This window comes from Amycolatopsis sp. NPDC003731, assembly GCF_053586895.1.
On the sequence record NZ_JBSFNC010000001.1, the window covers coordinates 1 to 23,161 of the forward strand.

At 73.0% G+C, this 23,161-nt stretch carries 23 protein-coding genes; 11 read left to right on the forward strand and 12 right to left on the reverse strand.

The window, feature by feature from the left end:
• Nucleotides 1-42: 42 nt before the first annotated feature.
• Both ACWDN5_RS00005 and ACWDN5_RS00010 read right to left on the reverse strand, forming a co-directional pair.
• A complete protein-coding gene (locus ACWDN5_RS00005) occupies nt 43-963 on the reverse strand; it encodes a class I SAM-dependent methyltransferase (RefSeq protein ID WP_449673645.1) in 921 nt (306 codons plus the stop codon).
• Nucleotides 960-1,889, reverse strand: a complete 930-nt coding sequence (locus ACWDN5_RS00010; protein ID WP_449673646.1) for an alpha/beta hydrolase — start codon at nt 1,887-1,889, stop codon at nt 960-962. Before ACWDN5_RS00010 ends, ACWDN5_RS00005 begins: the two co-directional genes overlap by 4 nt.
• 68 nt (nt 1,890-1,957) lie before the next feature.
• Between ACWDN5_RS00010 and ACWDN5_RS00015 the strand changes: the two genes are divergently transcribed.
• Nucleotides 1,958-2,515 carry a TetR/AcrR family transcriptional regulator gene (locus tag ACWDN5_RS00015; RefSeq protein WP_310975614.1) on the forward strand — a complete coding sequence of 186 codons (558 nt, stop codon included), beginning with the start codon at nt 1,958-1,960 and terminating at the stop codon, nt 2,513-2,515.
• A gap of 96 nt (nt 2,516-2,611) precedes the next feature.
• A complete protein-coding gene (locus ACWDN5_RS00020) occupies nt 2,612-2,953 on the forward strand; it encodes a DoxX family protein (RefSeq protein WP_449673647.1) in 342 nt (113 codons plus the stop codon).
• Here ACWDN5_RS00020 and ACWDN5_RS00025 read toward each other — a convergent pair.
• A complete protein-coding gene (locus ACWDN5_RS00025; RefSeq protein ID WP_449673648.1) occupies nt 2,911-3,777 on the reverse strand; it encodes an alpha/beta fold hydrolase in 867 nt (288 codons plus the stop codon). The genes ACWDN5_RS00020 and ACWDN5_RS00025 overlap by 43 nt on opposite strands.
• The gene (locus tag ACWDN5_RS00030) at nt 3,777-4,799 is read right to left on the reverse strand and encodes an alpha/beta hydrolase (protein ID WP_449673649.1); all 1,023 of its coding nucleotides are present in this window, start codon (nt 4,797-4,799) and stop codon (nt 3,777-3,779) included. The genes ACWDN5_RS00025 and ACWDN5_RS00030 overlap by 1 nt, the downstream gene beginning before the upstream one ends.
• 122 nt (nt 4,800-4,921) lie before the next feature.
• Between ACWDN5_RS00030 and ACWDN5_RS00035 the strand changes: the two genes are divergently transcribed.
• The 3 genes from ACWDN5_RS00035 to ACWDN5_RS00045 are packed head-to-tail and all read left to right on the forward strand — an operon-like array spanning nt 4,922 to nt 6,601.
• Nucleotides 4,922-5,605 carry a hypothetical protein gene (locus ACWDN5_RS00035; RefSeq protein ID WP_449673650.1) on the forward strand — a complete coding sequence of 228 codons (684 nt, stop codon included), beginning with the start codon at nt 4,922-4,924 and terminating at the stop codon, nt 5,603-5,605.
• A complete protein-coding gene (locus ACWDN5_RS00040; RefSeq protein WP_449673651.1) occupies nt 5,605-6,156 on the forward strand; it encodes a DUF6529 family protein in 552 nt (183 codons plus the stop codon). The genes ACWDN5_RS00035 and ACWDN5_RS00040 overlap by 1 nt, the downstream gene beginning before the upstream one ends.
• A gap of 19 nt (nt 6,157-6,175) precedes the next feature.
• Nucleotides 6,176-6,601 carry a Rieske (2Fe-2S) protein gene (locus ACWDN5_RS00045; RefSeq protein ID WP_449673652.1) on the forward strand — a complete coding sequence of 142 codons (426 nt, stop codon included), beginning with the start codon at nt 6,176-6,178 and terminating at the stop codon, nt 6,599-6,601.
• Here ACWDN5_RS00045 and ACWDN5_RS00050 read toward each other — a convergent pair.
• Nucleotides 6,592-8,112, reverse strand: a complete 1,521-nt coding sequence (locus tag ACWDN5_RS00050; RefSeq protein ID WP_449673653.1) for a hypothetical protein — start codon at nt 8,110-8,112, stop codon at nt 6,592-6,594. The two genes, ACWDN5_RS00045 and ACWDN5_RS00050, sit on opposite strands and share 10 nt — an antisense overlap.
• A 135-nt stretch (nt 8,113-8,247) precedes the next feature.
• On the opposite strand from ACWDN5_RS00050, the gene ACWDN5_RS00055 reads away from it, so the two are divergent.
• A complete protein-coding gene (locus tag ACWDN5_RS00055; RefSeq protein ID WP_449673654.1) occupies nt 8,248-9,159 on the forward strand; it encodes a DUF3800 domain-containing protein in 912 nt (303 codons plus the stop codon).
• A 13-nt stretch (nt 9,160-9,172) separates the two neighbouring features.
• Here ACWDN5_RS00055 and ACWDN5_RS00060 read toward each other — a convergent pair whose 3' ends face one another.
• Both ACWDN5_RS00060 and ACWDN5_RS00065 read right to left on the reverse strand, forming a co-directional pair.
• Complete coding sequence (locus tag ACWDN5_RS00060; RefSeq protein ID WP_310975624.1) at nt 9,173-9,463, reverse strand: hypothetical protein; 291 nt, start codon at nt 9,461-9,463, stop codon at nt 9,173-9,175.
• A 628-nt stretch (nt 9,464-10,091) separates the two neighbouring features.
• The gene (locus ACWDN5_RS00065; protein WP_449673655.1) at nt 10,092-13,127 is read right to left on the reverse strand and encodes a tetratricopeptide repeat protein; all 3,036 of its coding nucleotides are present in this window, start codon (nt 13,125-13,127) and stop codon (nt 10,092-10,094) included.
• A gap of 400 nt (nt 13,128-13,527) precedes the next feature.
• Between ACWDN5_RS00065 and ACWDN5_RS00070 the strand changes: the two genes are divergently transcribed.
• The gene (locus ACWDN5_RS00070) at nt 13,528-14,619 is read left to right on the forward strand and encodes a HesA/MoeB/ThiF family protein (RefSeq protein WP_449673656.1); all 1,092 of its coding nucleotides are present in this window, start codon (nt 13,528-13,530) and stop codon (nt 14,617-14,619) included.
• Between the two features lie 2 nt (nt 14,620-14,621).
• Here ACWDN5_RS00070 and ACWDN5_RS00075 read toward each other — a convergent pair whose 3' ends face one another.
• Complete coding sequence (locus tag ACWDN5_RS00075; RefSeq protein ID WP_449673657.1) at nt 14,622-16,763, reverse strand: ATP-binding protein; 2,142 nt, start codon at nt 16,761-16,763, stop codon at nt 14,622-14,624.
• A gap of 151 nt (nt 16,764-16,914) precedes the next feature.
• On the opposite strand from ACWDN5_RS00075, the gene ACWDN5_RS00080 reads away from it, so the two are divergent.
• Nucleotides 16,915-17,808 carry an NAD-dependent protein deacetylase gene (locus tag ACWDN5_RS00080; RefSeq protein WP_449673658.1) on the forward strand — a complete coding sequence of 298 codons (894 nt, stop codon included), beginning with the start codon at nt 16,915-16,917 and terminating at the stop codon, nt 17,806-17,808.
• On the opposite strand, the gene ACWDN5_RS00085 is transcribed toward ACWDN5_RS00080, so the two are convergent.
• From ACWDN5_RS00085 to ACWDN5_RS00095, 3 genes are all read right to left on the reverse strand, one after another.
• A complete protein-coding gene (locus ACWDN5_RS00085) occupies nt 17,771-18,340 on the reverse strand; it encodes a TIGR03086 family metal-binding protein (protein WP_449673659.1) in 570 nt (189 codons plus the stop codon). The genes ACWDN5_RS00080 and ACWDN5_RS00085 overlap by 38 nt on opposite strands.
• A gap of 160 nt (nt 18,341-18,500) precedes the next feature.
• On the reverse strand, nt 18,501-18,956 hold the full coding sequence (locus ACWDN5_RS00090) for a group II truncated hemoglobin (protein WP_449673660.1): 456 nt from the start codon (nt 18,954-18,956) through the stop codon (nt 18,501-18,503).
• Between the two features lie 32 nt (nt 18,957-18,988).
• Nucleotides 18,989-19,930: an NAD(P)/FAD-dependent oxidoreductase gene (locus tag ACWDN5_RS00095; RefSeq protein WP_449673661.1), complete on the reverse strand. Its 942-nt coding sequence runs from the start codon at nt 19,928-19,930 to the stop codon at nt 18,989-18,991.
• A 77-nt stretch (nt 19,931-20,007) separates the two neighbouring features.
• Here ACWDN5_RS00095 and ACWDN5_RS00100 point away from each other — a divergent pair, with 77 nt between their 5' ends.
• Nucleotides 20,008-20,595, forward strand: coding sequence for a helix-turn-helix domain-containing protein (locus ACWDN5_RS00100; RefSeq protein ID WP_310975632.1), 588 nt, complete (start codon nt 20,008-20,010; stop codon nt 20,593-20,595).
• On the opposite strand, the gene ACWDN5_RS00105 is transcribed toward ACWDN5_RS00100, so the two are convergent.
• Nucleotides 20,592-21,080: an N-acetyltransferase family protein gene (locus ACWDN5_RS00105; RefSeq protein WP_449673662.1), complete on the reverse strand. Its 489-nt coding sequence runs from the start codon at nt 21,078-21,080 to the stop codon at nt 20,592-20,594. The genes ACWDN5_RS00100 and ACWDN5_RS00105 overlap by 4 nt on opposite strands.
• Before the next feature lie 18 nt (nt 21,081-21,098).
• On the opposite strand from ACWDN5_RS00105, the gene ACWDN5_RS00110 reads away from it, so the two are divergent.
• Complete coding sequence (locus tag ACWDN5_RS00110; protein WP_449673663.1) at nt 21,099-21,668, forward strand: helix-turn-helix domain-containing protein; 570 nt, start codon at nt 21,099-21,101, stop codon at nt 21,666-21,668.
• Between the two features lie 235 nt (nt 21,669-21,903).
• Nucleotides 21,904-23,088 carry an elongation factor Tu gene (gene tuf / locus ACWDN5_RS00115; protein WP_449673664.1) on the forward strand — a complete coding sequence of 395 codons (1,185 nt, stop codon included), beginning with the start codon at nt 21,904-21,906 and terminating at the stop codon, nt 23,086-23,088.
• Nucleotides 23,089-23,161 lie beyond the last annotated feature (73 nt).

Below are 23,161 nucleotides of genomic sequence, written 5' to 3' on the forward strand. Positions count from 1 at the left end.
GTGACGCCGGTCCCGGGTCACCGCTCACGACCGGCCGCGTCCTCACCCGGGCTCGGCGAAGCTCACCAGGCTGATCGACGGGCGCAGATCGCGCAAGCCGGGCAGGTTCGCGAGCTTCCGCAGGGTGCCCGGCCGCCAAGCCCGGCGCCCGGGCGGCGGCTGCACGTCTTCGACGGCGGCCACGCCGGGGATCCGGCCGGGCAGCCGGGCCGCTTCGGACACGGTCAGCCCGAACGGCATCGGCGGGACGGTGTAGCGGTCCGACAGCCGCAGACCGGAATTGTCGGTGCCGGCCGGTAGAGTGGAAAACGGGGGGCGCCCCCGCGGGACCCGCCGCGAAATCCGCCCGCCCCGCCGCGAATCCCGCCCGCCGCGCACCGTCCGCCGGCTGAGCCACGGCGGGATCGAGTCGAAGAACAGCTGCCCGCCGGGGAACCGCGCGGCGCAGTCGGTGATGAGCGCGAACACCTCCGCGCGCTCGAGGTACATGAACAGACCCTCGGCCGAGATGAACACGCCGCGCGCCGGGTCGGGGACGTCCAGCCAGGAGCGGTCCAGGGCCGAGGTGCCGAGCATGGTCATCCGCGGTTCGGGCGGGAGCAGGCGCCGGCGCAGGTCGGCCACCGGCGGCAGGTCCACCGAAAGCCAGTCGACCTCGGGCCGCCCCAGGCGCCAGTAGGTGGTCTGCAGGCCCTCGCCGAGCGCGACCACCGTGGCGCCGGGATGCCGGTCCAGGTAGGAGCGGATCGCGAAGTCCAGGGCGACCGCGCGCAGCGGGTGGATCTGGTCCGGCTTGCCGAACCGCGCGTAGTCGTAGGAGATCCGGCGCTGGAGGCGTTCGGCCAGCGGGTCGGCGAACGCCGAGCCCGGGTGCCGCGACTCCTCGGCGCGGTTGCGCAGCGTCCACAGGCAGGTGGCCGCCACCCCGTCCAGGGTCGCGCCGTCGATCGGTGCCGCGGTCATGCCGGGTCCGCGAAGGACGTCCGGAGGAAGCCGAGGATCTCCTCCGCCGCGGCCTCCGCCTGCGGCACCAGGCCCGGCATGCTGAGGAAGGCGTGCCCGGCGCCGGCGTACTCGGACAGCCGGACCGTCGTGCCCGCCTTCTCGAGACGCTCGGCGTACCGGCGGCCGTGATCGGCCAGCGGGTCGTGCGTCGGGACCACCACGAGCGCCGGAGCCAGGTCACCCAGCTCGGCCTGCATCGGGGACACCGCGTCGGTACCCGGCGGGACGGCGAGCCGCTGGAACAGGCGCAGCACCGGCACCGAGAGCGTCGGCGTCTCGGCGTACTCGGCGACCGACGGGTATTCGAACATCGCCTCGGTCACGTCGAGCGCCGGGTTGACGAGCACCTGGGCCCGCAAGGGCAGCCCGGCCTCCCGGGCCCGGATCGCGGCCACCGCGCTGATCAGCCCGCCGCAGCTTTCGCCGAAGACGGCGACCCGTGCCGGGTCGATGCCCCAGGCCCCGGCCTCCCGCACGAGGTGCCGGAGCGCGTCCCAGCCGTCGTCGACGGCGTCCGGGAGCGGGTGGTCCGGGGCGACGAGCCGGTGTTCGACCGAGACGACGACCGCGGGCAGCCGGGCGGCGAGCAGGCTGTTGACCCAGTCGCTCTGCACCGCCGTGCCGACGAACCCGCCGCCGTGGACGTGGACGAGCAGGGGTAGCGCGGCGCCGTCGTCCGCGGCCGGCCGGTACACCCGGACCGGCAGGCCACGGCCGGGCAGCGGCAGGTCGCGCCACTCGATCACGGTGTCCGGGTGCGGTTCCCCGGTGATCGCCCGCGCGGCGGCGGACGCCCGGAAGCGGTTCTCCGCCTCGCGGTAGGCGAGCAGTTCTTCGGTGGTCATCGCGAGCCAGTCCGGCTCCGGTGGACGCTGCACGGTCATGATCGCTCCTTGGTTTCGACACCCCAGGTATCGAAACCTACGGTAGCGAAAACCGGTAGGCTCCCGCCATGACGTCTTCCGCCCGGCCGCCGGGCCGGCCCCGCGCCGGCCTCCACGACGTGGTGTTCGCCGCGACGCTGACCACGGTCGCCGAGCTCGGCTACGCCCGCGCGACCGTCGAACGCATCGCGGCGGCAGCCGGCGTCGCCAAGACGACGATCTACCGGCGCTGGCCGTCCAAGGGCGAGCTGATCGTGGACTGCCTCCTGGACGCGTTCGGTCCGGCGCCGCTGGCCGGGGGGAGCCGGGCGGAGCTGCTGACCGCGGTCATCCGCTGGGCGGCGGCGAAGATCGGCGAACCCGGGGTGGGCGACGCGTTCGCCGGCGTGTTCAGCGACGCCGTCAGCGATCCGGCGCTGCGCGTGGTGCTGTCGTCGCGGCTGCAGGACCCCTACCGGCTCGCGCTCGAAGACGCACTCGGCGAACCGGAGCACCGGGTGCTGTTCTTCGTCGACGTCGTGGTCGGCGCCTTGCTGCACCGGATGGGCATGACCGGCGAGCCGATGGTCGACGCCGACGTCGACGCGCTGGTCGAGATGGTCGTGGCGCACTTCCGGCGGCAGTGACGGCCGTCACGCGCCGGGCTGTCACATCGGATCGGGCCGCGGAGTCGTGGGGGTGACGGACCCCGACGGCGGGGCCGCGAACCCCGAGGAGTCCCGATGCACACCGCTCACCTGATCGTCACCATCGCCGCCGCGGCCTGGGTCGGCTTCTCGGCCGTCTCGATGTTCGCCCGCGCGAAGTGGGTCGTCGAGCCGATCACCGAGTACGGCGTGCCCCGGACGTGGTGGAACCTGCTGGGCACGGCCAAGGCGGCCGGCGCGGCGGGCCTGCTCGCCGGGCTCTTCTGGACGCCGATCGGCATCGCGGCCGCGATCGGCCTGGTCCTGTACTTCACCGGCGCGCTGATCACCGTCGCCCGGGCGCGGTCGTACGCGCACCTGGCGTTCCCGCTGCTCTACCTGGTGCCCGTGGTCGTTTCGGTGGCCCTGCTGCCGTGATCGGCGAGCCAGGCGAGGGCGTCGGCGGCGTGCTGCAACACGGACAGGTGGCCCGCGCCGGGCACGGGCCGGTACTCGGCATCCGGGCACCGCCCGGCGAGCCACGCGCTGTGGGCAGCGGGGATCATCCGGTCCTGCTCGCCGTGCAGGAGCAGGACGGGCGCGGTGATCCGGGCGGGATCGGCGCCCCACGGCCGGACGTAGGCGAGGTCGTCGTCGATCAGCCCGCCGGGCCCGTGGGCGAGCGCCGCGCGGACCACCTCGTCCAGCCACGACCAGGACCCGCGGAGCACGGCGAAGTCTTCGGCGGTGAAGACGTCGGGATCGAATTCCGCGGCGGCCTCGTACTTTTCCTTGACGGCCCGGCCTTCGCCGGCGGCCCGCAGCGACGCAGCACTGGCGGCGGCCATGCCCCCGAACCAGTCGAGCCCGTCGGCGTCGAAGGGCGCGACGGCGGCCATGCTCGCGACGGCGAGCACCCGGTCCGGCAGCAGGGCGGCGCAGGCGAGGGCGTGCGAGCTGCCACCGGAGTGCCCCATGAGGGCGAACTCGCCGATCCCGAGCGCGTCGGCCACGGCTTCGACGCACTCGGCGGCGTTCCCGACGGTCCGGTCCGGCACGGGCGTGGAGGTGCGGTAGCCGGGCCGGTCGTAGGAAACGAACCGGACGCCGAGCTCCCGGGCGAGCGGCAGCAACGGCCCGGGCGGAGCGCCGGTGTTGGGGGTGCCGTGGTGCCAGAAGACGGTGAGCCGCGCTGGGCCGCCGGTGTCGTGGACGTGCAGGGTGCGCCCGCCGGCCAGGACGAGTTCGGTCTCGGTGACCATCACCGGGCCAGCCGTTCCGCCAGCCAGGCCAGCGAAAGCGGGTACCGGTAGTCGATCCCGCCGTGGCCGGCGTCGAACAGCTCGAAGTGCACCCGGTCGTCCGGCAGGCCGGCCGCGGCCACCTCCGCCCGGAACGCCTCCGCGCCGATGTCGAGGAAGTACTCGTCGCTCGTGCCCGCGTCGATCCACACCGCGCGCAGGGAGCGGACCGCCTCCGCGCGGCCGGCCACCATCCGGACCGGGTCCCAGTCCAGCCAGCGCTGCCACTGCTCCGGCCGCAGCGCTCCGGTCAGCGGGTCGAAGGGCAGCTCCGGCGTCCCGTCCTCGCGCGCCGAGAAGCACGCCGAAACGCCTAGCACGGTCAGCAGGACCGCGTCTTCCGGCCGGGTGAACGCCGGCCGGCCGCGGAAGTCCGCCCACCACGCCTGGATGTCCTGGTCGTACCCGCGCAGCGCGCGGACCGCCTTGCCGAAGTCGGGGACGTAACACAGTTCGTAGAGCGAGTCGCCCGCGTGCGTCGCCAGCGCGCCGAACAGGTCCGGCCGCAGCATCGGCGTGATCATCGCGCCGAACCCGCCCGACGACTTGCCCGCGATGGCGCGGGATTCGCGGCCGGGCAGCGTCCGGTAGTGCTCGTCGACCCACGGCACGACCTCGTCGCACAGGTACGAGTGGTACCGACCGGTGCCCGGCGAATCGACGAACTGCGAGCCGCCGTAGGCGGTCCACGCGTCGACGTACACCACGATGCAGCCCGGCGCGCCGCCGGCGAAGACGGCGTCGGCCGTCTCCACGAACGGCTGGCGGAACGGGGTCCGGTTGGCCCACATGGTCAGGTGCCCGGTGTAGCCCTGGATCACGTACACCGCCGGGTACCGCTCGTCGCCGTCGTCGTAGCCGGGCGGGACGTACACCCACAGCGGCCGCTCGTGCGGGTCGCCGAGGGGATTGCCGCGCAGCAACGCGGACGTCACGGTGTGCCGGTCGAGCCGCCCGGCGAGTTCGCCGTCCCAGGGGAGCATGCGGCCAGTCAACCACGTGCACGGGCTAAGCATTACCTCTTTTCGACGCGTAGCGTTGAGCCGTTTCGGCCCGAGGTCCGTGTTGCGGACACGGTGGTGGACCGGGAGAAGCGGGGAAGACCATGAGACATCCGGGGCCGTTGTTCACACTGCTCGGCGGGGTGCTGCTCGCCGGCGGGATCAGCATCGCCGACCTGGCGGCCGGGACCGGCGCGCCGACGGTCGCCGGGTCCGCGAACGCCGTGGGCGGCGCGAGCACCACGACGACCGCGCCGCCGCCCGTGACGACGGCGCCGCCATCCGAATCGCCGAAGGCCGACGTGCCCGCGCGAGCGGACTACGCCGGGAAGGTGACCGGCGGCGGCGCGTCGATCGCGGTGTCGGCGCGCGACGGCCACGCCATCGCCTACGTCTGCGACGGCAAGAAGCTCGAAGCCTGGCTCCAGGGCGTGACCGTCGACGGCAAGCTCGACCTCAAGGGCGCGCCGGACGCGACCCTCACGGGCACCTTCGACGTCACTTCGGCCACCGGAACCGTGACGGCGGCGGGCCAGACCTACCGGTTCTCGGTGCCGACGGCGAAGAAACCCGCCGGCCTCTACCGGGCGACGCCGAAGGTGAAGGGCAAGGCGGCGAAGGTCGGCTGGATCGTGCAGTCCGACGGCAGCCAGGTCGGGATCCTCACGACGGACGAAGGCCCCTCGGCCGCCCCGCCGCTCGACCCGGCCGTGGGCACCGCCGACGTCGACGGGTCACCGGTGACCGCCGAGGCGATCAGCGGCGTGGCCGGGACCGGTGACTTCTGATGGCCGCCCCGGTGGCCGGTCACCGCGCCGCGGCCGCGTTCGTGGTGCCGCTGGCGGCCGGCGCGATCGTCTCGGTGGCGCTCGGTGTCTACGGCGGCCTGCACACGCCGACCGGGGTCGCGGTGAACGTCGCGGGCTTCTCCGGGCCGCAGGCGGTGAAGGCGTGGCTCGCCACGGTCGTCGTCGTGCTCGCCCTCGTCCAGCTCGTCTCGGCACTGGCGATGTACGGGAAGCTCGGCGGTGGCGCGCCCGCGTGGGTCGCGCCGGTGCACCGGTGGTCGGGACGGCTGGCTTTCCTCGTGTCGATCCCGGTCGCGATGCATTGCCTGTACGCGCTCGGGTTCCAGGCGTTCGACCTGCGCGTCCTGCTGCATTCCCTGCTCGGGTGCTTCTTCTACGGCGTGTTCGTCGCGAAGATGCTCCTGCTGCGCAAGGACGGCGCACCGGCGTGGTCGCTCCCGCTGCTGGGCGGCCTGGTCTTCACCGGGCTGGTCGGGCTCTGGCTGAGCGCGTCGCTGTGGTTCTTCACCCAGTCCGGCCTGACCTTCTGAGCCCGCGGAGGACGGAACGTTGCGCAACGACGACGTGGACCCGGTGCTGGCGCGCCGGACGGCCCTGGCGGTCTTCGGCGCCGGGCTGGCGGCCGGCTGCACCACCTACGGCGGCAGCACGAACGGGACATCGGCCGCGCCGGCACCGGCCGGCACCGAACTCGGCGCGGCCGCGGACGTCCCGGTCGGCGGCGGCAAGGTCTTCGCGGACAAGCAGGTGGTGGTGACCCAGCCGGCGGCGGGGACGTTCGCGGCCTTCTCGGCCATCTGCACCCACCAGGGCTGCACGGTCGACGCGGTCGCCGACGGCACCATCAACTGCCCCTGCCACGGCAGCAAGTTCAAGATCGCCGACGGTTCGGTGGCGACCGGACCGGCGTCGAAGCCCCTGGAGAAGAAGGCGGTCACGGTCACCGGCGGCAGGATCACCCTGGCTCAGGCGTAGGCCTTCGCGATGGTCCGGGCCTCGATCGTCCACATCGGACTTGACGTGTCCGGCTCGCCGTGCAGCACGGTCCGCCCGTCCGAACAGGTGTACCGGACGTCCGGCGCGGCGACGGCGGTGCACTGCAGGCCGTTCTCCAGCACGAGCAGGAAGGGGCCGGTCGTCCCGCCGGCCTGGGGTGGCGACGGCAGCGTGCCCGAGTAGGTCAGCAGGACGGCCTCGGTCGCCGAGGTCGGGCACCAGACCTGCGGCCGCGTTCCGGGCCCGGCGAAACACGGGTCGTGCGTGGTGCCGCCCGCCGTGCAGCGGTAGGCGTCGTGACGGCCGGACACCGCCGACACCGCCGGGCAGGTGCCGGCCGCCCGGGCCGTCGCGGCCCGCGGGCGGTAATCGACGGTCTGCGTGAACCGCTGCGCGCGGCTGGTGGTCACCGGGACCTCGAACGTGGGGCTCGCCCCGGCGAAGCTGCTGGTCACCGGCCCGATCCCGGCGGCGATGAGCCGGCGCACGACGTCGCCGCCGTCGGGGTGACACGGCTCGAGCGCCGTCCACACTTCGGCCGCGACCTCGGCGAAGGGACGGTCCGCGGTGTACCGGGCGGCGCCGGCGTCCGCGGCGCAGGTCAGCACCCCGGCCGCCGGCCCGGTGCCACCGGCCAGGCCGAACAGCGTGGCCGCGTGGTGGGCCGCCGCGGCGAGCGCCGTCCCGAGGGCGGGCCCGGGATCGGCCTGGCCGCGGAGGGTCGCCGGCAACTGGCCGAAGGCGACGTCGTAGGTCACGCCGGCGCCGGGCCAGAGCAGCTCGCGCTGCCGCGGGCGGCCGAGCAGGACCGCGGCGGCCGTGCCCGCCGCCGCGGTGCGCGTGCCCGGTTCGGGCCAGCCCGGCGGCGTGACGATCCGGTACGGCACCCGCGAATTCGACGTCAGGGTGATGTTCGCGCGGCCGTTCCCGGCGGTCACGCAGACCCACACCGGCGCCTGCGGGTCCGGCGTGCCGACGTCGACGGTCACCCCGCCGGAACTCGCGGCGCGCCCGGCGCAGCCCGGCTTCGGGGCCGCCTCGGTGTCGTGGCCGAGCGCGGCGAGGTCGAGCAGCCCGCCCCAAAAACCGCCGGGGCGAGCGACCTCCGCGACGAGGCTCCGGGTGGCGCCGTCGTAGGTGGCGGGGATGAGCCGCGTCCCGTTGCCGGTGACGACGACGGGCGCGAACCCCGGCGGCGGCGCGGCGGGCACCGGGATCCGGACCTGCGGCGGCCGGCCGTCGAAGCTCAGGTCCGCGCCGCCGCCGATCCGGCGGGTCAGCGGGGCCGCGACGTCGGGCTCCGGCGCCGGACGCATCGAGAACCGGGTGCCGGCCGGCGCCACCACCTCGATCCCGGCGACGCCCGCGCCCGCGTCCGCCTTCGCCGTCCCGGAGAACTGTTGCCGCGCCAGGACCCCGGCGGCACCCAGCAGGAGGACGACCACGGCCGCCGTCAACGCGAGCCGGGCCGGTCGTTCGTTCGTGGCCATCGGCACCTCCCGGAACCCCTGCTCTTCGCGAGTCAGCGGATCCGCCGCGGCCGTTAGCCGCCGTGGCCCAACCGTGACGGGCGGCCCCGGTAATCCGATCGCCCGCGCCCGGTGCGCTCTGGCACGATCGGGCGGGTGCGCGAGATCGCCTGCGACGAGTCGGGTTCGGAGGGCGAGAACCTGCTCGGGGGCGAGACCGACGTTTTCGCCCATGCGGGCGTCCGGATGTCCGGAACCGAGGCGACCGCGTGCGTGCGGGAGATCCGTGACCGCATCGGCTCACCGGCCGAGGAGTACAAGGCCAACCACCTGTTGCGCGCCAAGCACCGCGTGGTGCTCGAATGGCTGCTCGCCCCGGACGGCCCGCTCGCCGGCCGCGGGCACGTGCACCTGACGGACAAGACGTTCTTCGCCGTCCGGGCGGCGGTCTCCCTGCTGGCCGAGAACGGCACGGAGGCGATGGCACGCACCCTCCACCGCACCGGCCCGGCCGCGTTCGGCGCCGCCCGCTGGCAGTACTTCCTGACGGCGTTCACCAGCGTGCTGCGGCTGAACCCCCGTCGCGGCGTGACGACGTCGCCGGAGGAGTTCTTCGCGCTGGTCGGCGCGCTGGCGGACGTCCCGGGCGAAGCCGGCGAGATCGTCGCCCGGTTCCGAGACGGCGGCGAGCGCGTGGCCGCCTACCGCGCGCGGCTGGCCGGCGACCCGGGCCTGGTGCCGGTGCTCGACCCGCTGGTGCCCGCCGTGGTCCACACGGTCCGTCATTGGAGCGCCGACGGCACCCCGGTCGCCCTGGTGCACGACGAGCAGCTGGCTCTCACGGCCGAGCGCGTCCTCCAGCTCAAGGCCACGCTCGGCCCGCGCCTGGCGGACGTGCGGTTCGTCGACTCCCGCGCCGACACCCGCGTCCAGATCGCCGATTTCCTGGCGGGCGTGGCCCGCCGGATCGCCTCGGACGCCCTGCACGGCCGCGGCGACCCGGTGCTGACCACGCTGCTGAGCTCGTTCGTCGACGCCGAGTCGGTCTGGGACGGGCCCGTCGGGTGATCGCCCGGACGCGTCAGAAGCTGATGTCGCCGCCGATGTCGCGCGCCTGCACGACGTTGCCGCCGACACTGCCGGAGATCCGGTTGGCCACACCGCCGGACTCGGCCTGCTGGCCCGCGGCCCGCTCCCACTCGGCACGCAGCTGCTCGCCGAACGCCGGATCCGCCGCCTGCTTCGCTTCGAGCGTTTCGGCCAGCTCACGCACCTGAGGGGAGTCCTGCGCCGCCCCTTCCGCGGCGGTCAGGACGGCCGACGCATCGGGGTCGTCGGCGAACTTGGCCTTGATCAGGTTGTACAACCCCACCACGGCTCTCCCCGCAGCGGCTGCGGCCACGGACACCAGCACAGGCTCAGGCACAGCAACCCCTCCACGACCCACCGGCAAAGCCTCGGTCCCCTTCGAGGATACGGTGACCGGCACGCTGCGCAAGGCCCCCGGCACGCTCGGCATCCGGCGCAGTCCACGAGCCCGGACGGGGGTCCGGCGGTGAGGCGGGGGCTGTGCGGCCGCCGCCCCGCCGCCGGGTCGGTAACGCCGGATTACGCGATAGCGCTTACTCCGACGCGGTGGTCGGGGTTCCAGTAATCCTTGCTACCCAAGACCGGCCCGGTAACTACCAGGGCAAGCAGCAGGGGAAGCGCCAGGGCGATACCGACGAAAAAACACTTGATCATCGTACAATTGCCTTACTGGTCGTTCATTGAACAGGCTCGAATCGGGCTTTCACCCGATCGCGCCGAGAGTCCACGCCCGTGGATCTTGGTCACACCATAGGGGACCCCGGTGGGCCGTCGAATCCGGGTCCACCCTAAGTATTTCGACCCGCCTCTCGGGCGACCTCTATCAGGGTCCCTAACACGCTAAAGCGTCGGGGATACCTCACGGTAGAACGGCGACTCGTCCCCATTTCGGGTGATACTCCGAGTAAGTTTCACATTACTGGCGAGTATTTATCCGTCTCCGCGGGGCCTTCCCGAAGGACCGCGAGGTCCGTCCGGAGGTGCAGTTCGCGTTCGCGGTTCCCCAGGTCGAGGTAAATCGCCGTCGCGGCCAGCCAGCCTTCCTCGGCGGCGGCCAGGCGCCCGGTTTCGTGCAACGCGTGGCCGAGGATGTGCAGCGCCTCGGCCTCGACGACCGCGTTGTGGTTGCGCATGGCCAGCCGCACCGCTTGGCGCGCGTAGCCGATCGCCGCGGCGTGGCGTGCCTGCCGGTGGTTGACCTCGGCCATGACCAGGCAGGCGCGGGGGCCGGCTTCGACGTCGTTGATCTGCTCGATGATCGTCAGCGCGGGCAAGCCGTGTCGCCGAGCTTCCTCGTAGTTCCCCATCCGGCACAACGTGGCGGCCAGCTCGGCCAGGATCTCGGCTTCGCCGTGGCGGTTGCCGATGCCCTGCTTGAGCGCCAGGGCTCGGCGGTACAAGGTCAGTGCCTCGTCGAGCCGGTCGCGCTCACGCAGGGTTTCCGCGAGCCGGTGCAGGATGGCCGATTCGATGCCGGGGTTGCTGGTGGCGCGGAGCTCGCCCAAGGCGCGCCGGTACATGGCTTCGGCGTCGTCCGCGTTGCCGATGTGGGCTTCGAAGGTGCCCAGGTGCAAGAGGGACGTGGCGATCCAGACCGCGCCGCCCGTCTGCTGCGCGATGGCGGCGGCGAGGTGGAGTTCCCGCAGCGCCGCGTCCCGGTCGCCCAGTGCGAGGCAAATCAGGCCGAGGTCACTCCGGGTAGCGCCCTCGGCCTCGAGGTTGTCCACCGTTTGGGTCGAATTCACCGAAACGCTGTACGCATCACGCAATTCACTATAGAAACCATATCTGCGGTAAATGCCGTACAGGGGGTGGGCGAGCCGCCAGGCGTATTCATGGTGATTCCGCTGCGCGGCCCACGGAATGAGTCGGTCGAAATTGTTCTTCTCCGTCAGCAGCCAAGCGGCCGCCGCGCTTTCGGAAGCGAATTCGGCCGTGGGAACGCCGTCGAGCGCGGGCAGCATCGGGACCGGCGGGCGGAACGGGAACAGCAGGCGGTCGGCGTCGAAGCCGGCGTGCAGGTAGTAACTGAGCAGCCGGCGTTCGGCGTGTTCCCGGGCTTCGGCTTTGTCCTCCGTCTCGGCGAGTTCGCGGGCGAACGTCCGGAGCAGGTCGTGCACCCGGTAGCGGCCGGGGGCGCCCGTGTGGGTGAGGAAGTGGGTGCTGACGAGGACGTCCAGCGCGTGCCGGACCTCTTTCGCCGGCCGCCCGGCCAGCGCGGCGGCGGCGGGCAGGGTCAGTTCCGGTGCCGGGGACAGGCCGATCGACCGGAGCAGGTCGCGAGCCTCGCGGGGAAGAGCGTTGTAGGTGACCGAAAGTGCAGCGCGCATGTTCGACGGCGGGTCGTCTCCGTCGTCCCCGATGTCCAGCAGCCTGCTCTGGTCACGGAGTTCGTCGGCGAGCTCCGTCAGCGCGGCCCCGCGGCGGCTCTCGATGTGGTGGGCGACCAGTTGCAGCGTCAGGGGAACGCCGCCGCACAACGCGGAAATCCGGGCGAGCGGTTCCCGTTGGGCAGCGCCGCCCGGGCCGACACGGTTGGTCAGGACCTCGACCGCGTGCAGCTCGTTGAGCGGGGTCACCGAACAGCGCCGCGCCCCGTGGCGGCTCGCCAGCGCCGTGAGACCCTGGCGGCTCGTGACGAGCAGCAGGCTCGGAGACAGGGTGACCAGCAACGGCAGCACGTGCGCCGAGCTCGCCGCATTGTCGAGCACCACCAGAGTGCGTTGCCGCGCAAGGATTTCCCGCAGCTTGGCCGCCCGCCGGGCGGGCGTGGGCAGGCGGGCGATGGGAACGTCGAAGGCGTCGAGGAGCTCGTCGACCACGTCCTCGGCTTTGATGGGCCGTCCGCCGTCGAAGCCGTGCAGGTCCAGGTACAACGCGTTGTCGGTCAGCCTGCCGTACTGCCGGTGCGCCCAGTGCACCGCCAGCGCGGTTTTCCCGATGCCCGCCAAGCCGTCCAGGACGATCACGCCGGGCCGGAACCGGCCGTCGGCGTCGCGGGCCAGGCCGTCGAGCGTCTTCTGCAGATCGTGGTGGCCGACGAACCCGGCCGCGGCCGGCGGCAGGGTCGACCGGCCGCGGGGTGCCAAGGCCGGCAACAAGCTGAAGGCCGAGTCCGATGGGGGCCGGGGGCGGGGCAGCGACGCCAGCCGTTCGGCCGCACTGCGCGCGCCGCGTTGCGCCGACGCGGAAATCCTGTTCGGCAGCAACGAATTGTAATAGGCGAGGAGGTCGGCGGCCGCGGCGCGATCGTCCTCGGCGACGAGCAGCTTGCGGACGGACATGTGGTAGGCGCCCATGTCGTCGATCCGGCCGAGTTCGCGCAACACGTGCAGGCGCCGCCGGGCCAGCCCGAGATCGGTCCGGTGTTCTCGCTGGAGCTCATCGAGTTTCCGCAGTGCGGCTTCGCAGTGCCCGAGCGCGATCAGCTCGCCCAGCAGCAACTGGTTCGCCGGGAGCCAGGCGTGGTGCACCGCCGCGTACCGCCAGGTCTGCGCGGGCTGGGACGTCAAGTCCGCGAGCGGCTGCCCCCGCCAGAGGGCCAGGGCACTCGTGGCCACTTCGCAGGCGGCCTCGTGGTTTTCTTCTTTGCTGTGCCGCCGGGCCGTTTCGATGAGCTTTTCGAAGGTGAAATAGTCGATCGCGGACCGTTCCACTTCGAGGTGCAGTGCGCCGTCGATCGTGCGGAGTGCCCCGGGGACACCGGCTTCGCGCATCGCCTTGCCGATGCGCGCGGAGTACGTGCGGAAAGTGGACACCGGATCATTCGGTTCCGGCTCGTCGAGCGACCAGACCCACTCGGCCAGCGTGGCCATTCCCATCCGTGCCCCGGGATCGGTGAGCAGCGCGGCCAGCACCCTGCGGAGCTTGAGCGATCCCCACTCGGTGGTCAACTGCCCGTGCATTCGCAGGGTCGTCTGCCCGAGAATTCCGAATGCGATCTCCATCCCGCCAGCTTTCCCCCCTCCCGGGATCGCTGATCCTCCTCGCCGAATCCGAGTCTGGCATTCGCCTGCGCGCCCGCGCCACCGCTCTGACCAGTGCTGACATTGATTTGTCACGTTCGACACGAGCGTGTTGCCGGTTTGCCGCCGCCGCCGACATGTCGTTGACAGCAGCGGGTTCCATGCTTCCGGTGTCCCGTCGAGCACCGACCGAGCGGAGCGCACATGTCGGCATCCACCGGCCAGCCGAAACCGTTGCGCGGCTGTATTCCGGCGAAGCTCGCGGTTCTCCGTGCGCAGATCGGAAAGGAGGTGCGACGTCATGATCGAATTCATTGAAGCGGACCGTGAACCCACTTTCAGCCACCCGACCCAGCAGAGCTAGTGACGAGGAGGAGCGGCCATGCGGCGACCCAGGATCAAACCCGAGCACCTCCCGGTCCGCCACGGGAACGATCGGATCCGGATCGGCGGTGTGGTGCGCGGGATCGCCGCCGACATCGGCGATCCCGGCGGATGGGTATGGGCGCTGCTCGAGCTGCTCGACGGTTCGAGGACCACGGACGAGGTCGTCGCCGGCCTCGTCCGCCTCCACCCGCAGCGGACCGGCGCCGACGTCCGGGCGGCGATCGGCGACCTGGTCCGGGCCGGGTACGTCGAAGACGTCGGCGAGCCGGACCCCGGCGGGCTCAGCGCCGCCGAGCGGGAGCGCTACTGCCGGAGCCGGGCGCTCTTCCGCTGGATGGACCGCACGCCGCGCCGCACGAGCTGGGACACCCAGCTGCTGTTGCGCGGGGCGCGGGTCGTCGTGATCGGGATCGGCGGCGTCGGCTGCACCGCCGCGCAGACCCTGGTCGTGTCCGGGGTCGGGCACGTCCACTGCGTCGAACCCGACGTGGTCGAGCTGTCCAACCTCAACCGGCAGATCCTGTTCACCGAACGCGACCTCGGCCGCCCCAAGGTCGCGGCCGCCGTCGAGCGGCTGCGGGCGCAGAACTCCGAGGTCCGGGTCACCGGTGCGCGGTTGCTCGTCGACGGCCCGGCGGTGCTGCGGACGCTGGCGATCGGCTACGACGTGGTGCTGCTGGCCGCGGACGAGCCGCCGGAGATCCGCGCGTGGACCAACCGGGCGTGCCGGGATACCGGGACGGCGTGGGTGCACGGCGGCTACCACGGTCCCCAGGTCAATTGCGGGTTGTACGCGCCGGGCACGGGCCCGTGCTACGACTGCGCCCGCGTCGCGGAGCGGGAACGCCGTGCGGCGCTGCCCCCGCGGACTTTCCCGGCCGCGGCGGAGCACTTCCGGCCCCAAGCGGCCAACGCCGTGTCGGCCGGTGTGGCGGGCCAGCTGGCCGCGCACGCCACGCTGAGCCTCATCACCGGGGCGCCGAAGCTGCGGACCAACTGCGAGTACGGGTTCAACCTCGTCACCCTGCAGGACAGCTTCGCGCTCGGCCCCGAGGAACCCAGGCCGGATTGCCCGACCTGCGGGTGACGTCACGGCGTCAGGTCGCGCACCCGGGCACGCAGGGTCTCGGCGCGTTCCGCATCGAGGGGATCGAGGAGCGCGGCGGCCTCCTCGAGGCAGTCCGCCGCGCTCACGGCTTCTCCGGTGTGCTCGAGCGAGGTCGCCGCCGTCTCGAGGGCCTCGGCGAGCAGCGCCTCGGAGCCGGCGAGTGCCCGGTACTGCGCGATGGCTTGCGCCGTGTACTCGAGCGCCGCGTCGTGGGCCTGGAGACCTTGCAGCGCAATGGCCACATCGCACCGGGCGTAGGCCTCGCCGACCGGGTCGTCGGCCTCGCGGCGCAGCACGAGCTCGCGTTCGGCGTGCGCGCGAGCCTGCTCGAACTCGCCCAGCCGGACGTTGATCCGGCTGAGATTGCACTCCACGACGGCTTCCGGACGCGGGCCCGCCCGCCGGGCCAGCGGCAACGCCGCGAGGTAGTGGTCCCGGGCCTCGGCATAGCGCTGCTGCAGGAGGCGGATCTGCCCCAGACCGGTCAGGGCCACCTGGTGCCGGACGGCGTCGCCGAGTTCTCGCGCCAGCATGAGCTGTCGGCCGAAGTCGGCTTCGGCGTCGTCCCAGCGGCCCAAGTCCGCGAGCGTGTCACCCCGGAAACCGAGTAGGAAGGCCTCCGCGGCGCGGTCCCCGGCCGCTTCCGCGGCACGGAGGCCGAGGGTTTCGGCTTCGAGGCGCACCGGCCACAGGGCGCGCTCGCGGAGGCTGAGGAACCGCGCGGCCGCCGCCAGGACCACCGCGGTCCGGTGCGTGCCGGCCGAACGCAGGACCGCCAGCAGGTTGGCCTGCTCGGTGTTCAGCCACGCGATGGCCTCGCCGCGGTCGGCGAACGGCACGTCCGGGCCCACCCGGGGCAGCTCGATGTCCGGGGCTTCGAGGCCGGGGAAGACCAGCCGGTCGGCGGCCTGCGCGGTGCGGGCGTACCAGGTGGCGAGCCGGGACACGGCCTCGCGCCGGCTGCCCGGGTCGTCGTCCCGCTCGGCGCGGTGCGCCGCGTAGGCGTGCAGCAGGTCGTGGCACCGGTAGCGCCGGCCCCCGACGGACTCGACCAGGTGCGCGTCGGCCAGTGCTTCGAGCACCCGGTACGCCGTGGCGGCGTCGACCCCGGCCACCGCCGCGGCGGCCGGCACCCCGAACTCGGCACCGGGATGCAGGCCCAGCCGTCGGAACACCCCGGCGTGCTCGGCCGGGAGCCGCGCGTACGACCAGTCGAACACACTCCGCACGGCACTGCGTTCGTCTCCGCTGCTGCTCAACACGTCCAGCCTGTCCGCGCCGCCGGCGATGTCCGCCACGACCTCGGCGACGCTGGTGTGGCGGCGGGTGGCGATGCGGGTGGCGGCGATCCGCAGCGCGAGGGGCAGCCGCGCGCACACCTCGACGAGGTCGGCGACGGCGTCGGGCTCGGCGGCGACCCGCGCGGCCCCGAGGATCCGGCGGAGCAGCACGCGGGCTTCGTCCGGGGTGAACAGGTCGAGGGTAACCTGGCTGGCGGCCTCGGCGACGAGCAGCCCGGTCAGGCTGGCCCGGCTGGTCACCAGCACGACACAGCCGGGGGAACCGGGCAGCAGCGGGCGGACCTGCTCGGCGGTGCCGGCGTTGTCCAGCACGATCAGCACCCGGCGGCCGGCGAGCACCGAGCGGTACAACCTGGCCTGGGCATCCGGTTCGGCGGGGATCCGGTCCTCCTCGACGCCCAGGACGTGGAGGAACGACGCGAGCACGAGGTCCGGGCGCACCGGCGCGCTCGGGCCGTAGCCGCGCAGATCGGCGAACAGCGTGCCGTCGGGGAAGCGGTGTTCCACCCGGTGCGCCCACTGCACGGCCAGGGCCGTCTTCCCGACCCCGGCGGTGCCGTCCAGCGCCGAAATCACCATGGCGGCCGGGTGATCTTCGTCGGCGAGCAGGAGGTCGTCCAGCCGGGCGAGCTGCTCGTCCCGCCCGGCGAAGTCGCGCACCGCCGGAGGCAGCTGGCGGGGCACCGGCAGTTCCTGCCGCGGCACGGCGGGGGACAGCACGACCTGCCCGATCGAGCCCGCCTGCACCACGGAACCGGCGACGGTGCCGGGCACCTCGTTCGTCACCTTCGTGCCGTGCTCGTGCCCCGGTTCGTCGACCATCGCCGTACCCCAGCCCGCAGCCCACCAGTCGAACTTCCGGTGTACCGCACAACGCCGGGTCCATGAGCACGATGTGACCCGGTCGACGCTCAGCGTCACCCGTCCGCGCGGCGCTCGGGAAGCTCCTCACCGGCCCACGTACCCTGGCTTGGTGCGCACCCGGCCCACCCTCTCCTGGACGTCGGCGGACGCGCCGCTGCCGCGGACGTCCAGCCTCGACGAGCTGACGAGCATCGTGGCGCGCGGGCGGGTCGCCGTGCTCAGCGGGGCCGGGTTGTCCACCGAATCCGGGATTCCCGACTACCGCGGTGAAAGCGGCAGCCTGCGCCGGCACACGCCGATGACCTACGAGGAGTTCGTCACCAGCGCCGAAGGGCGGCAGCGGTACTGGGCGCGCAGCCACCTCGGCTGGCGCACGATCGCCCGCGCCGACCCCAACGACGGCCACCGCGCCGTGACGGCTCTGCGCGAGCGGGGTTACGTCTCCGGCGTCATCACGCAGAACGTCGACGGCCTGCACCAGGCGGCCGGCACCGCGGACGCCGTCGAGCTGCACGGCAGCCTGGACCGCGTCATCTGCCTGGACTGCCGCCGCACCAGCCCGCGGATGGAGCTCGACCGGCGGCTGCGCGCGGCCAACCCCGGCTTCACCGGCGCGGCCACCCGGATCAACCCGGACGGCGACGTCGAGCTGCCCGCGGACGTCGTCCGCGGCTTCCGGCCGGTCTCGTGCGAGGCCTGCGAAGGCGTGCTGAAACCGGACGTGGTGTTCTTCGGCGAGAACGTGCCGCGGCCGCGGGTCGAGCAGTGCTTCGGGCTGGTCGACGACGCCGAGGCGCTGCTGGTGCTCGGTTCTTCCCTGACCGTGATGTCGGGGCTGCGCTTCGTCCGCCACGCGGCCAAGGCGGGCAAGCCGGTGGTGATCGTCAACCGCGGGGAGACCCGCGGCGACCGCTACGCCGCGGTGCGCGTCGACCGGCCGTTGGGGCCCGCGTTGACCGAGCTGGTCAGCCGGCTCGCCGGGGAGCGCGGCCGAACCGCGTGAGCAGCCGCTCCTGCCGGGACGCACCGGGCGGGATCGGCGGCGGCTCGGCGAAGATGCCCGGGTCCAAGCCCGCGAAGATCGTGGCGTAGTGCTCGTCGATCCACGCGACCAGGCCCGGGTCGAGGGTCTCGTTGGTGCCGAGCGCGCGGGAGAGGTCCCAGGTGTGCACGGTGCTGTCGGTCGTGCGCACGGCCAGGGCCCGCCGTCCGGTGAGCTTGCCGAGCGGGTAGTCGACGACGCGGTCCAGCGCGCCTTCCTCGGCGAAGGCGGCGGCGCAGGCCCGGACCGAGCCGGTGTACGCGGCGACGGGGTCGTCGCCGAGGGCGTCCTCGTCCCGCCGGGCCAGGAATTCCTCGCGGGTCGCTCCGCGGAGGAGACCGATGTAGTTGAGGTTGCCGCGGGTCATGTGGTTGACCAGCGCCCGCACGTCCCACTCGGAACACGGCGTGGGCGCGTGCCAGCCGTCGGGTGGCACGGCGCGGAGATGGTGTTCGAAACCCCGGGAGGCGAGCAGGAAGCGGTCGAGGAGCATGGCGGCCAGCCTGGCCCGGCCCGCGACGCCGTGCTCGCGGTTATCGGACGGAGTGGACGAGCCGGTCCGGGCAGGTGGGGGGAACCTGGCCCGGACCGGCTCTGGCGACGGACCTCCACAGCCGGTCGTCGCCTGCAAGACGCGGCGGCGGCCCCATGCGTTACAACGGCTGCAACCCGGTCCACGACCAGCGGGGTACCGGCAGCCCGGCGGGGACGTCGGCGGGCGGGCCGGGGTAGGTGAGCACCTCGGCCACCGCCCACTCCATGTACGCCCGCAGCGCGGCGCGGAACTCCGGGTCGGCGGGCAGGCCGGCGTCGTCCGCGGCCTGGACGAAGCACGCGACGAACCGGCGGCCGAGGTCGGTCATGTCGCCGTTGCCGGCGTGCATCCGGAGCATCGCCGAGTGGTCGCTGCACTCGCGGGAGAACCGCGGCGGGCCGCCCATGACCTCGGCCCAGTACCAGGCGAGCCGCTCGACGTGCTGCGGGTGCTGGTCCTGCTTCGAGAACGGGTGGTTCAGCTCCGGGTCGGCCAGGCAGCGCTCGTGGTGGGCGGCGGCCAGCGCGCGGAACGCGGGTTCGCCGCCGGCGAATTCGTAGAGCGTCGGACGCATCCGCCGAGCCTGGCACGCCGGGCCGCCGGGGGCTAGCGTGCCCCGGCGGCCGCGCGTTCCGCCGCGGGGGAGAAGCCGCCCAGTGCGCCGACCGCCCGCTCGACGTCCTCGGTGACGAGGTCGTGGTTCAGCGCCCCGGCGGCGGCCGCGCCCTGGGCGGCGGCGATGATCACGGTCGCCCGCGCGTCGACGACGTTCCCCGCGGCCCACACCCCGGGCACGCCGGTCTTCCCGGACGGGTCGACGTCGCCTTCGGCGTAGCCGAGGTCGCGCAGCAGCTGGTCGTGCGGGACGGTCCGGGTGCGGAGGAACAGCGCGGCCCGCGGCACGAACCGGGCGCCGACCTCGATGCCGGTGAGGCGGCCGCCGTCGCGCCGGACCGCGGTGACGACGCCGTCGACCACGCGGATCCCGCGCGCGTCGAGCCGGTCCCGGTCCGCATCGGACGGTGGCTCGGTGTGCGCGAAGTACACGACGTCCGGTGACCACTGGCGGACCAGCAGCGCGTGCTCGACGCTCGCCGGCTCGGTGCCCAGCACGCCGAGCGGCTGGTCGCGCAGCTCGTAGCCGTGGCAGTAGGGGCAGGTCATCGCGTCGGTGCCCCAGCTCTCCCGCAGGCCCGGGAGCTCCGGCAGGTCGTCGTGGACGCCGGTGGCGACCAGGACGCGCCGGGCGGTCAGCTCGCGGCCACTGGCCAGCCGGGCCGTGAAGCCGTGGTCCAGCCGGGTCACCCGGTCTTCGAGGAGTTCCACGCCGTAACCGCGGAGCTCGCCGCGGCCGATTTCCAGGAGTTCGGACGGCGGCAGGCCGTCGCGGGACAGGAAGCCGTGCATGTGCGACGCCGGCGCGTTGCGCGGTTCTCCGCCGTCGACGACCGCGACGCGCCGCCGCGCCCGGCCCAGCATCAGGGCGGCGCTGAGACCCGCGGCGCCGCCACCCACCACCAGGACGTCGAAGCTGTTGTTTTCGCTCATGCCGCCACCATGAACCCGGCTTGGCGGATTCGACAACTAATGTTGCCGATTCCGGGACAAGCGGGTTTCCTGGAGGCATGACGGACGCGATCACCCAGGCCCTCGCCGAGGTCGGCCCCCGCCTCAAGCGGGTCCGCACGCAGCGGCGGGTCACCCTCGCCGACCTGTCGGAGGCGACAGGCATCTCGAAGAGCACGCTCTCCCGGCTGGAGTCCGGGCAGCGCAAGCCGAGCCTGGAGCTGCTGCTGCCGATCGCCCAGGCCCACCAGGTGCCCCTCGACGAACTGGTCGGCGCGCCGGAGGTCGGCGATCCCCGCGTCCGGCTGACCGCGCGGCGGATCCCACGCCACAACGGCGCGACCATGACGGTGCTGCCGCTGACCCGCCAGCCGGGCGCGCCACAGGCGTTCAAGATGATCCTGGAACCGGAGACGGGCGAGCCCGATCCCCAGGTCCACGAGGGCTACGAGTGGCTGTACGTCCTGTCGGGCCGGCTGCGGCTGATCCTGGCCGACCGGGACATGACGCTGGGGCCGGGCGAAGCGGCGGAGTTCGACACCCGCCTTCCGCACTGGTTCGGCGCGGTCGGCGGCCGGCCGGCGGAGATCCTCAGCCTGTTCGGCAAGCAGGGGGAGCGGCTGCACCTGCGGGCGAAGTCGCGTTAGCCCAGCTCGCGCTGCATCAGAAGGGTGTCGAGCCAGCGGTCGTGCTTGAAGCCGACGCGCCGCAGCACGCCCGCGTCGGTGAAACCGGCCGCCCGGTGCAGGTTCCGCGACGCCGGGTTGCCGGAGTCGACGATGACCGCGATCGCCTGCCGGGCTCCGGCTTCCCCGCACCGCTTGAGCAGTTCGTCGAGCAGCCGCCGCCCGTGGCCCCGGCCGGCCGCCCGGGGTGCGAGGTAGATCGTCGTCTCCACCGAGTACCGGTACGCCGGCTTGGGTCGCCACGGCGCGGCCAGCGCGTAGCCGAGGATCTCGCCCTCGTCGGCGAGGACGAGGAAGGGCCACGTGCGCTCGCGGATCTTCGCCCGCCACTGCTGCGCGGTCGGCGGCGTGGTTTCGAAGGTGAAGACCGAATCGGTGACGTACGGCGTGAAGACGGCGGCAATGCCTTCGGCGTCGGCCTCCGTCACTTCCGCTATAGTGGACATAATCGGTATTATAGAGGAATGATCGATCCGGGATCGCTCGGCCGTCACCTGCACGACCTGCGGGCGGGCCGCGGGCTGGCGCTGAGCGCACTGGCCGGAGCGGCGGGCGTGAGCGTCAGCATGTTGTCGGCCATCGAGCGCGGCGAGAAGACGCCGACGGTCGTGGTGCTGTCCCGGATCGCCGACGGCCTCGGGCTGTCGCTGTCCCGGCTGCTCGCCGACCTGGAGAGCGACCGCGTGATCCTCCGCCGCGCGGCGGAGCAGGACCACATCGCCGAACCCGGCGGCTGGCACCGCACCGTGCTGACCCCGGTCGTCCCCGGCGTCAACTTCGAGTGGATCCGCACGACCCTGCCGCCCGGGTGCGACGCGGGCGCTTTTCCGGCGTACGCCCCGGGATCGCACGAGTTCGTCGCCGTCGAGTCGGGCGAGCTGTGCCTCGGTGTCGGCGCGGCGGAGTACGTCCTCGCGGCGGGCGATTCGGTGTACTTTCCCGCCGACGTCACGCATTCTTACGCGAACCGCGGCAAGAAACCGTGCGTGTACTTCGTTGCGGCCCTGATCATGCGGCCCCGCTCGGCGGGGTGAGGAAAACGGGGTGACACGGCCGCGAAGGCCGTGTCACCCTTCCCGTCATGTTCCCCGTGTCCGATAGCGCGACGCTCGCAGGCCTGTCCCTGCCGAGCGCGGTGTCGGCACGGCTGACCGGCGCTCGAAGCTGACCCTTCCCCGATTTCCCCCGCCCTGGGCGCGAAACCGCCGGGGGAGGGTCGACGCGCTCCGCCCGGTTTCGCGCAGTTCCGTTCCAGCGCAGGGAAAACCCATGACCAAGCAGCAGTACGTGCGGACCAAGCCGCACCTGAACATCGGCACGATGGGGCACGTCGACCACGGCAAGACCACCCTCACCGCGGCCATCACCAAGGTCCTCGCCGAGCGGGGTGGCGCCGACTTCGTCGCCTTCGACCGCATCGACCGCGCACCGGAGGAGATCGAGCGCGGCATCACCATCAACATCGCCCACGTCGAGTACGAGACGCCGACCCGGCACTACGCGCACGTCGACATGCCCGGGCACGCCGACTACGTCAAGAACATGATCACCGGCGCCGCTCAGCTGGACGGCGCGGTGCTCGTGGTCTCGGCCCGGGATGGCGCGATGCCGCAGACCCGCGAGCACGTCGTCCTGGCGCGCCGGATCGGCGTCGAGCACCTCGTCGTCGCGCTCAACAAGGCCGACGTCGCCGAGGACGAGGAGCTGCTCGACCTGGTCGAGCTCGAGGTACGCGAGCTGCTGACCCGCTACGGGTTCGACGGCGACGCCGTACCCGTGGTCCGGGTCTCCGGGCTGCGCGCGCTCGAGGGCGACCCGCGGTGGACGCAACGCATCCTCGACCTCCTCGAGGCCGTCGACGAGCACGTGCCGATCCCGCCGCGGCGGCTCGACCTGCCGTTCCTGATGCCGATCGAGAACGTCCTCACCATCACCGGCCGCGGCACCGTCGTGACCGGCGCGGTGGAGCAGGGCACCCTCGCCGTCGGCGACGCGGTCGAGGTGATCGGCCTCGGCCCGGCGGTGACCACCGTGGCCACCGGGCTCGAGACGTTCGGCAAGCCGATGGACCGCGCCGAGGCGGGCGACAACGCCGCGGTGCTCCTGCGCGGGGTCAAGCGCGGCGAGGTCCGGCGCGGCCAGGTCGTCTGCCTGCCGGGCAGCGTCCGGCCGCACACGCGGTTCCGCGCGGACGTCCACGTGCTTTCGGCCGCCGAGGGTGGCAGGCGGACGCCGTTCGCGGCGAACTACCGGCCGCAGTTCCACTTCCGCACCAGCGACGTCGTCGGCGTGGTCGCCCTGGCCGAAGGCGTCACCGTCGTCCGGCCGGGCGACGCGGCGGAGCTGACGATCGAGCTCGGCCAGCCGGTCGCGATGAGCCCGGGCCTCGGGTTCGCCATGCGCGAAGGCCGGCTGACCGTCGCCGCCGGCACCGTCCGCGAGGTGCTGGACTGAAGATCGGGCTCGCCCCCGCCCGCGGGCGGGGGCGAGCTTGACGCATCCGATCATTTGCTCTTAGCTGAACACG

Coding starts and splice junctions, on each gene's coding strand:
- ACWDN5_RS00005 (WP_449673645.1), bottom strand. CDS start 963: ATGACCGCGGCACCGATCGACGGCGCGACCCTGGACGGGGTGGCGGCC.
- ACWDN5_RS00015 (WP_310975614.1), top strand. CDS start 1,958: ATGACGTCTTCCGCCCGGCCGCCGGGCCGGCCCCGCGCCGGCCTCCAC.
- ACWDN5_RS00070 (WP_449673656.1), top strand. CDS start 13,528: ATGCGGCGACCCAGGATCAAACCCGAGCACCTCCCGGTCCGCCACGGG.
- ACWDN5_RS00025 (WP_449673648.1), bottom strand. CDS start 3,777: ATGGTCACCGAGACCGAACTCGTCCTGGCCGGCGGGCGCACCCTGCAC.
- ACWDN5_RS00020 (WP_449673647.1), top strand. CDS start 2,612: ATGCACACCGCTCACCTGATCGTCACCATCGCCGCCGCGGCCTGGGTC.
- ACWDN5_RS00040 (WP_449673651.1), top strand. CDS start 5,605: ATGGCCGCCCCGGTGGCCGGTCACCGCGCCGCGGCCGCGTTCGTGGTG.
- tuf (WP_449673664.1), top strand. CDS start 21,904: ATGACCAAGCAGCAGTACGTGCGGACCAAGCCGCACCTGAACATCGGC.
- ACWDN5_RS00030 (WP_449673649.1), bottom strand. CDS start 4,799: ATGCTCCCCTGGGACGGCGAACTCGCCGGGCGGCTCGACCGGCACACC.
- ACWDN5_RS00065 (WP_449673655.1), bottom strand. CDS start 13,127: ATGGAGATCGCATTCGGAATTCTCGGGCAGACGACCCTGCGAATGCAC.
- ACWDN5_RS00050 (WP_449673653.1), bottom strand. CDS start 8,112: ATGGCCACGAACGAACGACCGGCCCGGCTCGCGTTGACGGCGGCCGTG.
- ACWDN5_RS00010 (WP_449673646.1), bottom strand. CDS start 1,889: ATGACCGTGCAGCGTCCACCGGAGCCGGACTGGCTCGCGATGACCACC.
- ACWDN5_RS00110 (WP_449673663.1), top strand. CDS start 21,099: ATGATCGATCCGGGATCGCTCGGCCGTCACCTGCACGACCTGCGGGCG.
- ACWDN5_RS00105 (WP_449673662.1), bottom strand. CDS start 21,080: ATGTCCACTATAGCGGAAGTGACGGAGGCCGACGCCGAAGGCATTGCC.
- ACWDN5_RS00095 (WP_449673661.1), bottom strand. CDS start 19,930: ATGAGCGAAAACAACAGCTTCGACGTCCTGGTGGTGGGTGGCGGCGCC.
- ACWDN5_RS00035 (WP_449673650.1), top strand. CDS start 4,922: ATGAGACATCCGGGGCCGTTGTTCACACTGCTCGGCGGGGTGCTGCTC.
- ACWDN5_RS00100 (WP_310975632.1), top strand. CDS start 20,008: ATGACGGACGCGATCACCCAGGCCCTCGCCGAGGTCGGCCCCCGCCTC.
- ACWDN5_RS00075 (WP_449673657.1), bottom strand. CDS start 16,763: ATGGTCGACGAACCGGGGCACGAGCACGGCACGAAGGTGACGAACGAG.
- ACWDN5_RS00085 (WP_449673659.1), bottom strand. CDS start 18,340: ATGCTCCTCGACCGCTTCCTGCTCGCCTCCCGGGGTTTCGAACACCAT.
- ACWDN5_RS00090 (WP_449673660.1), bottom strand. CDS start 18,956: ATGCGTCCGACGCTCTACGAATTCGCCGGCGGCGAACCCGCGTTCCGC.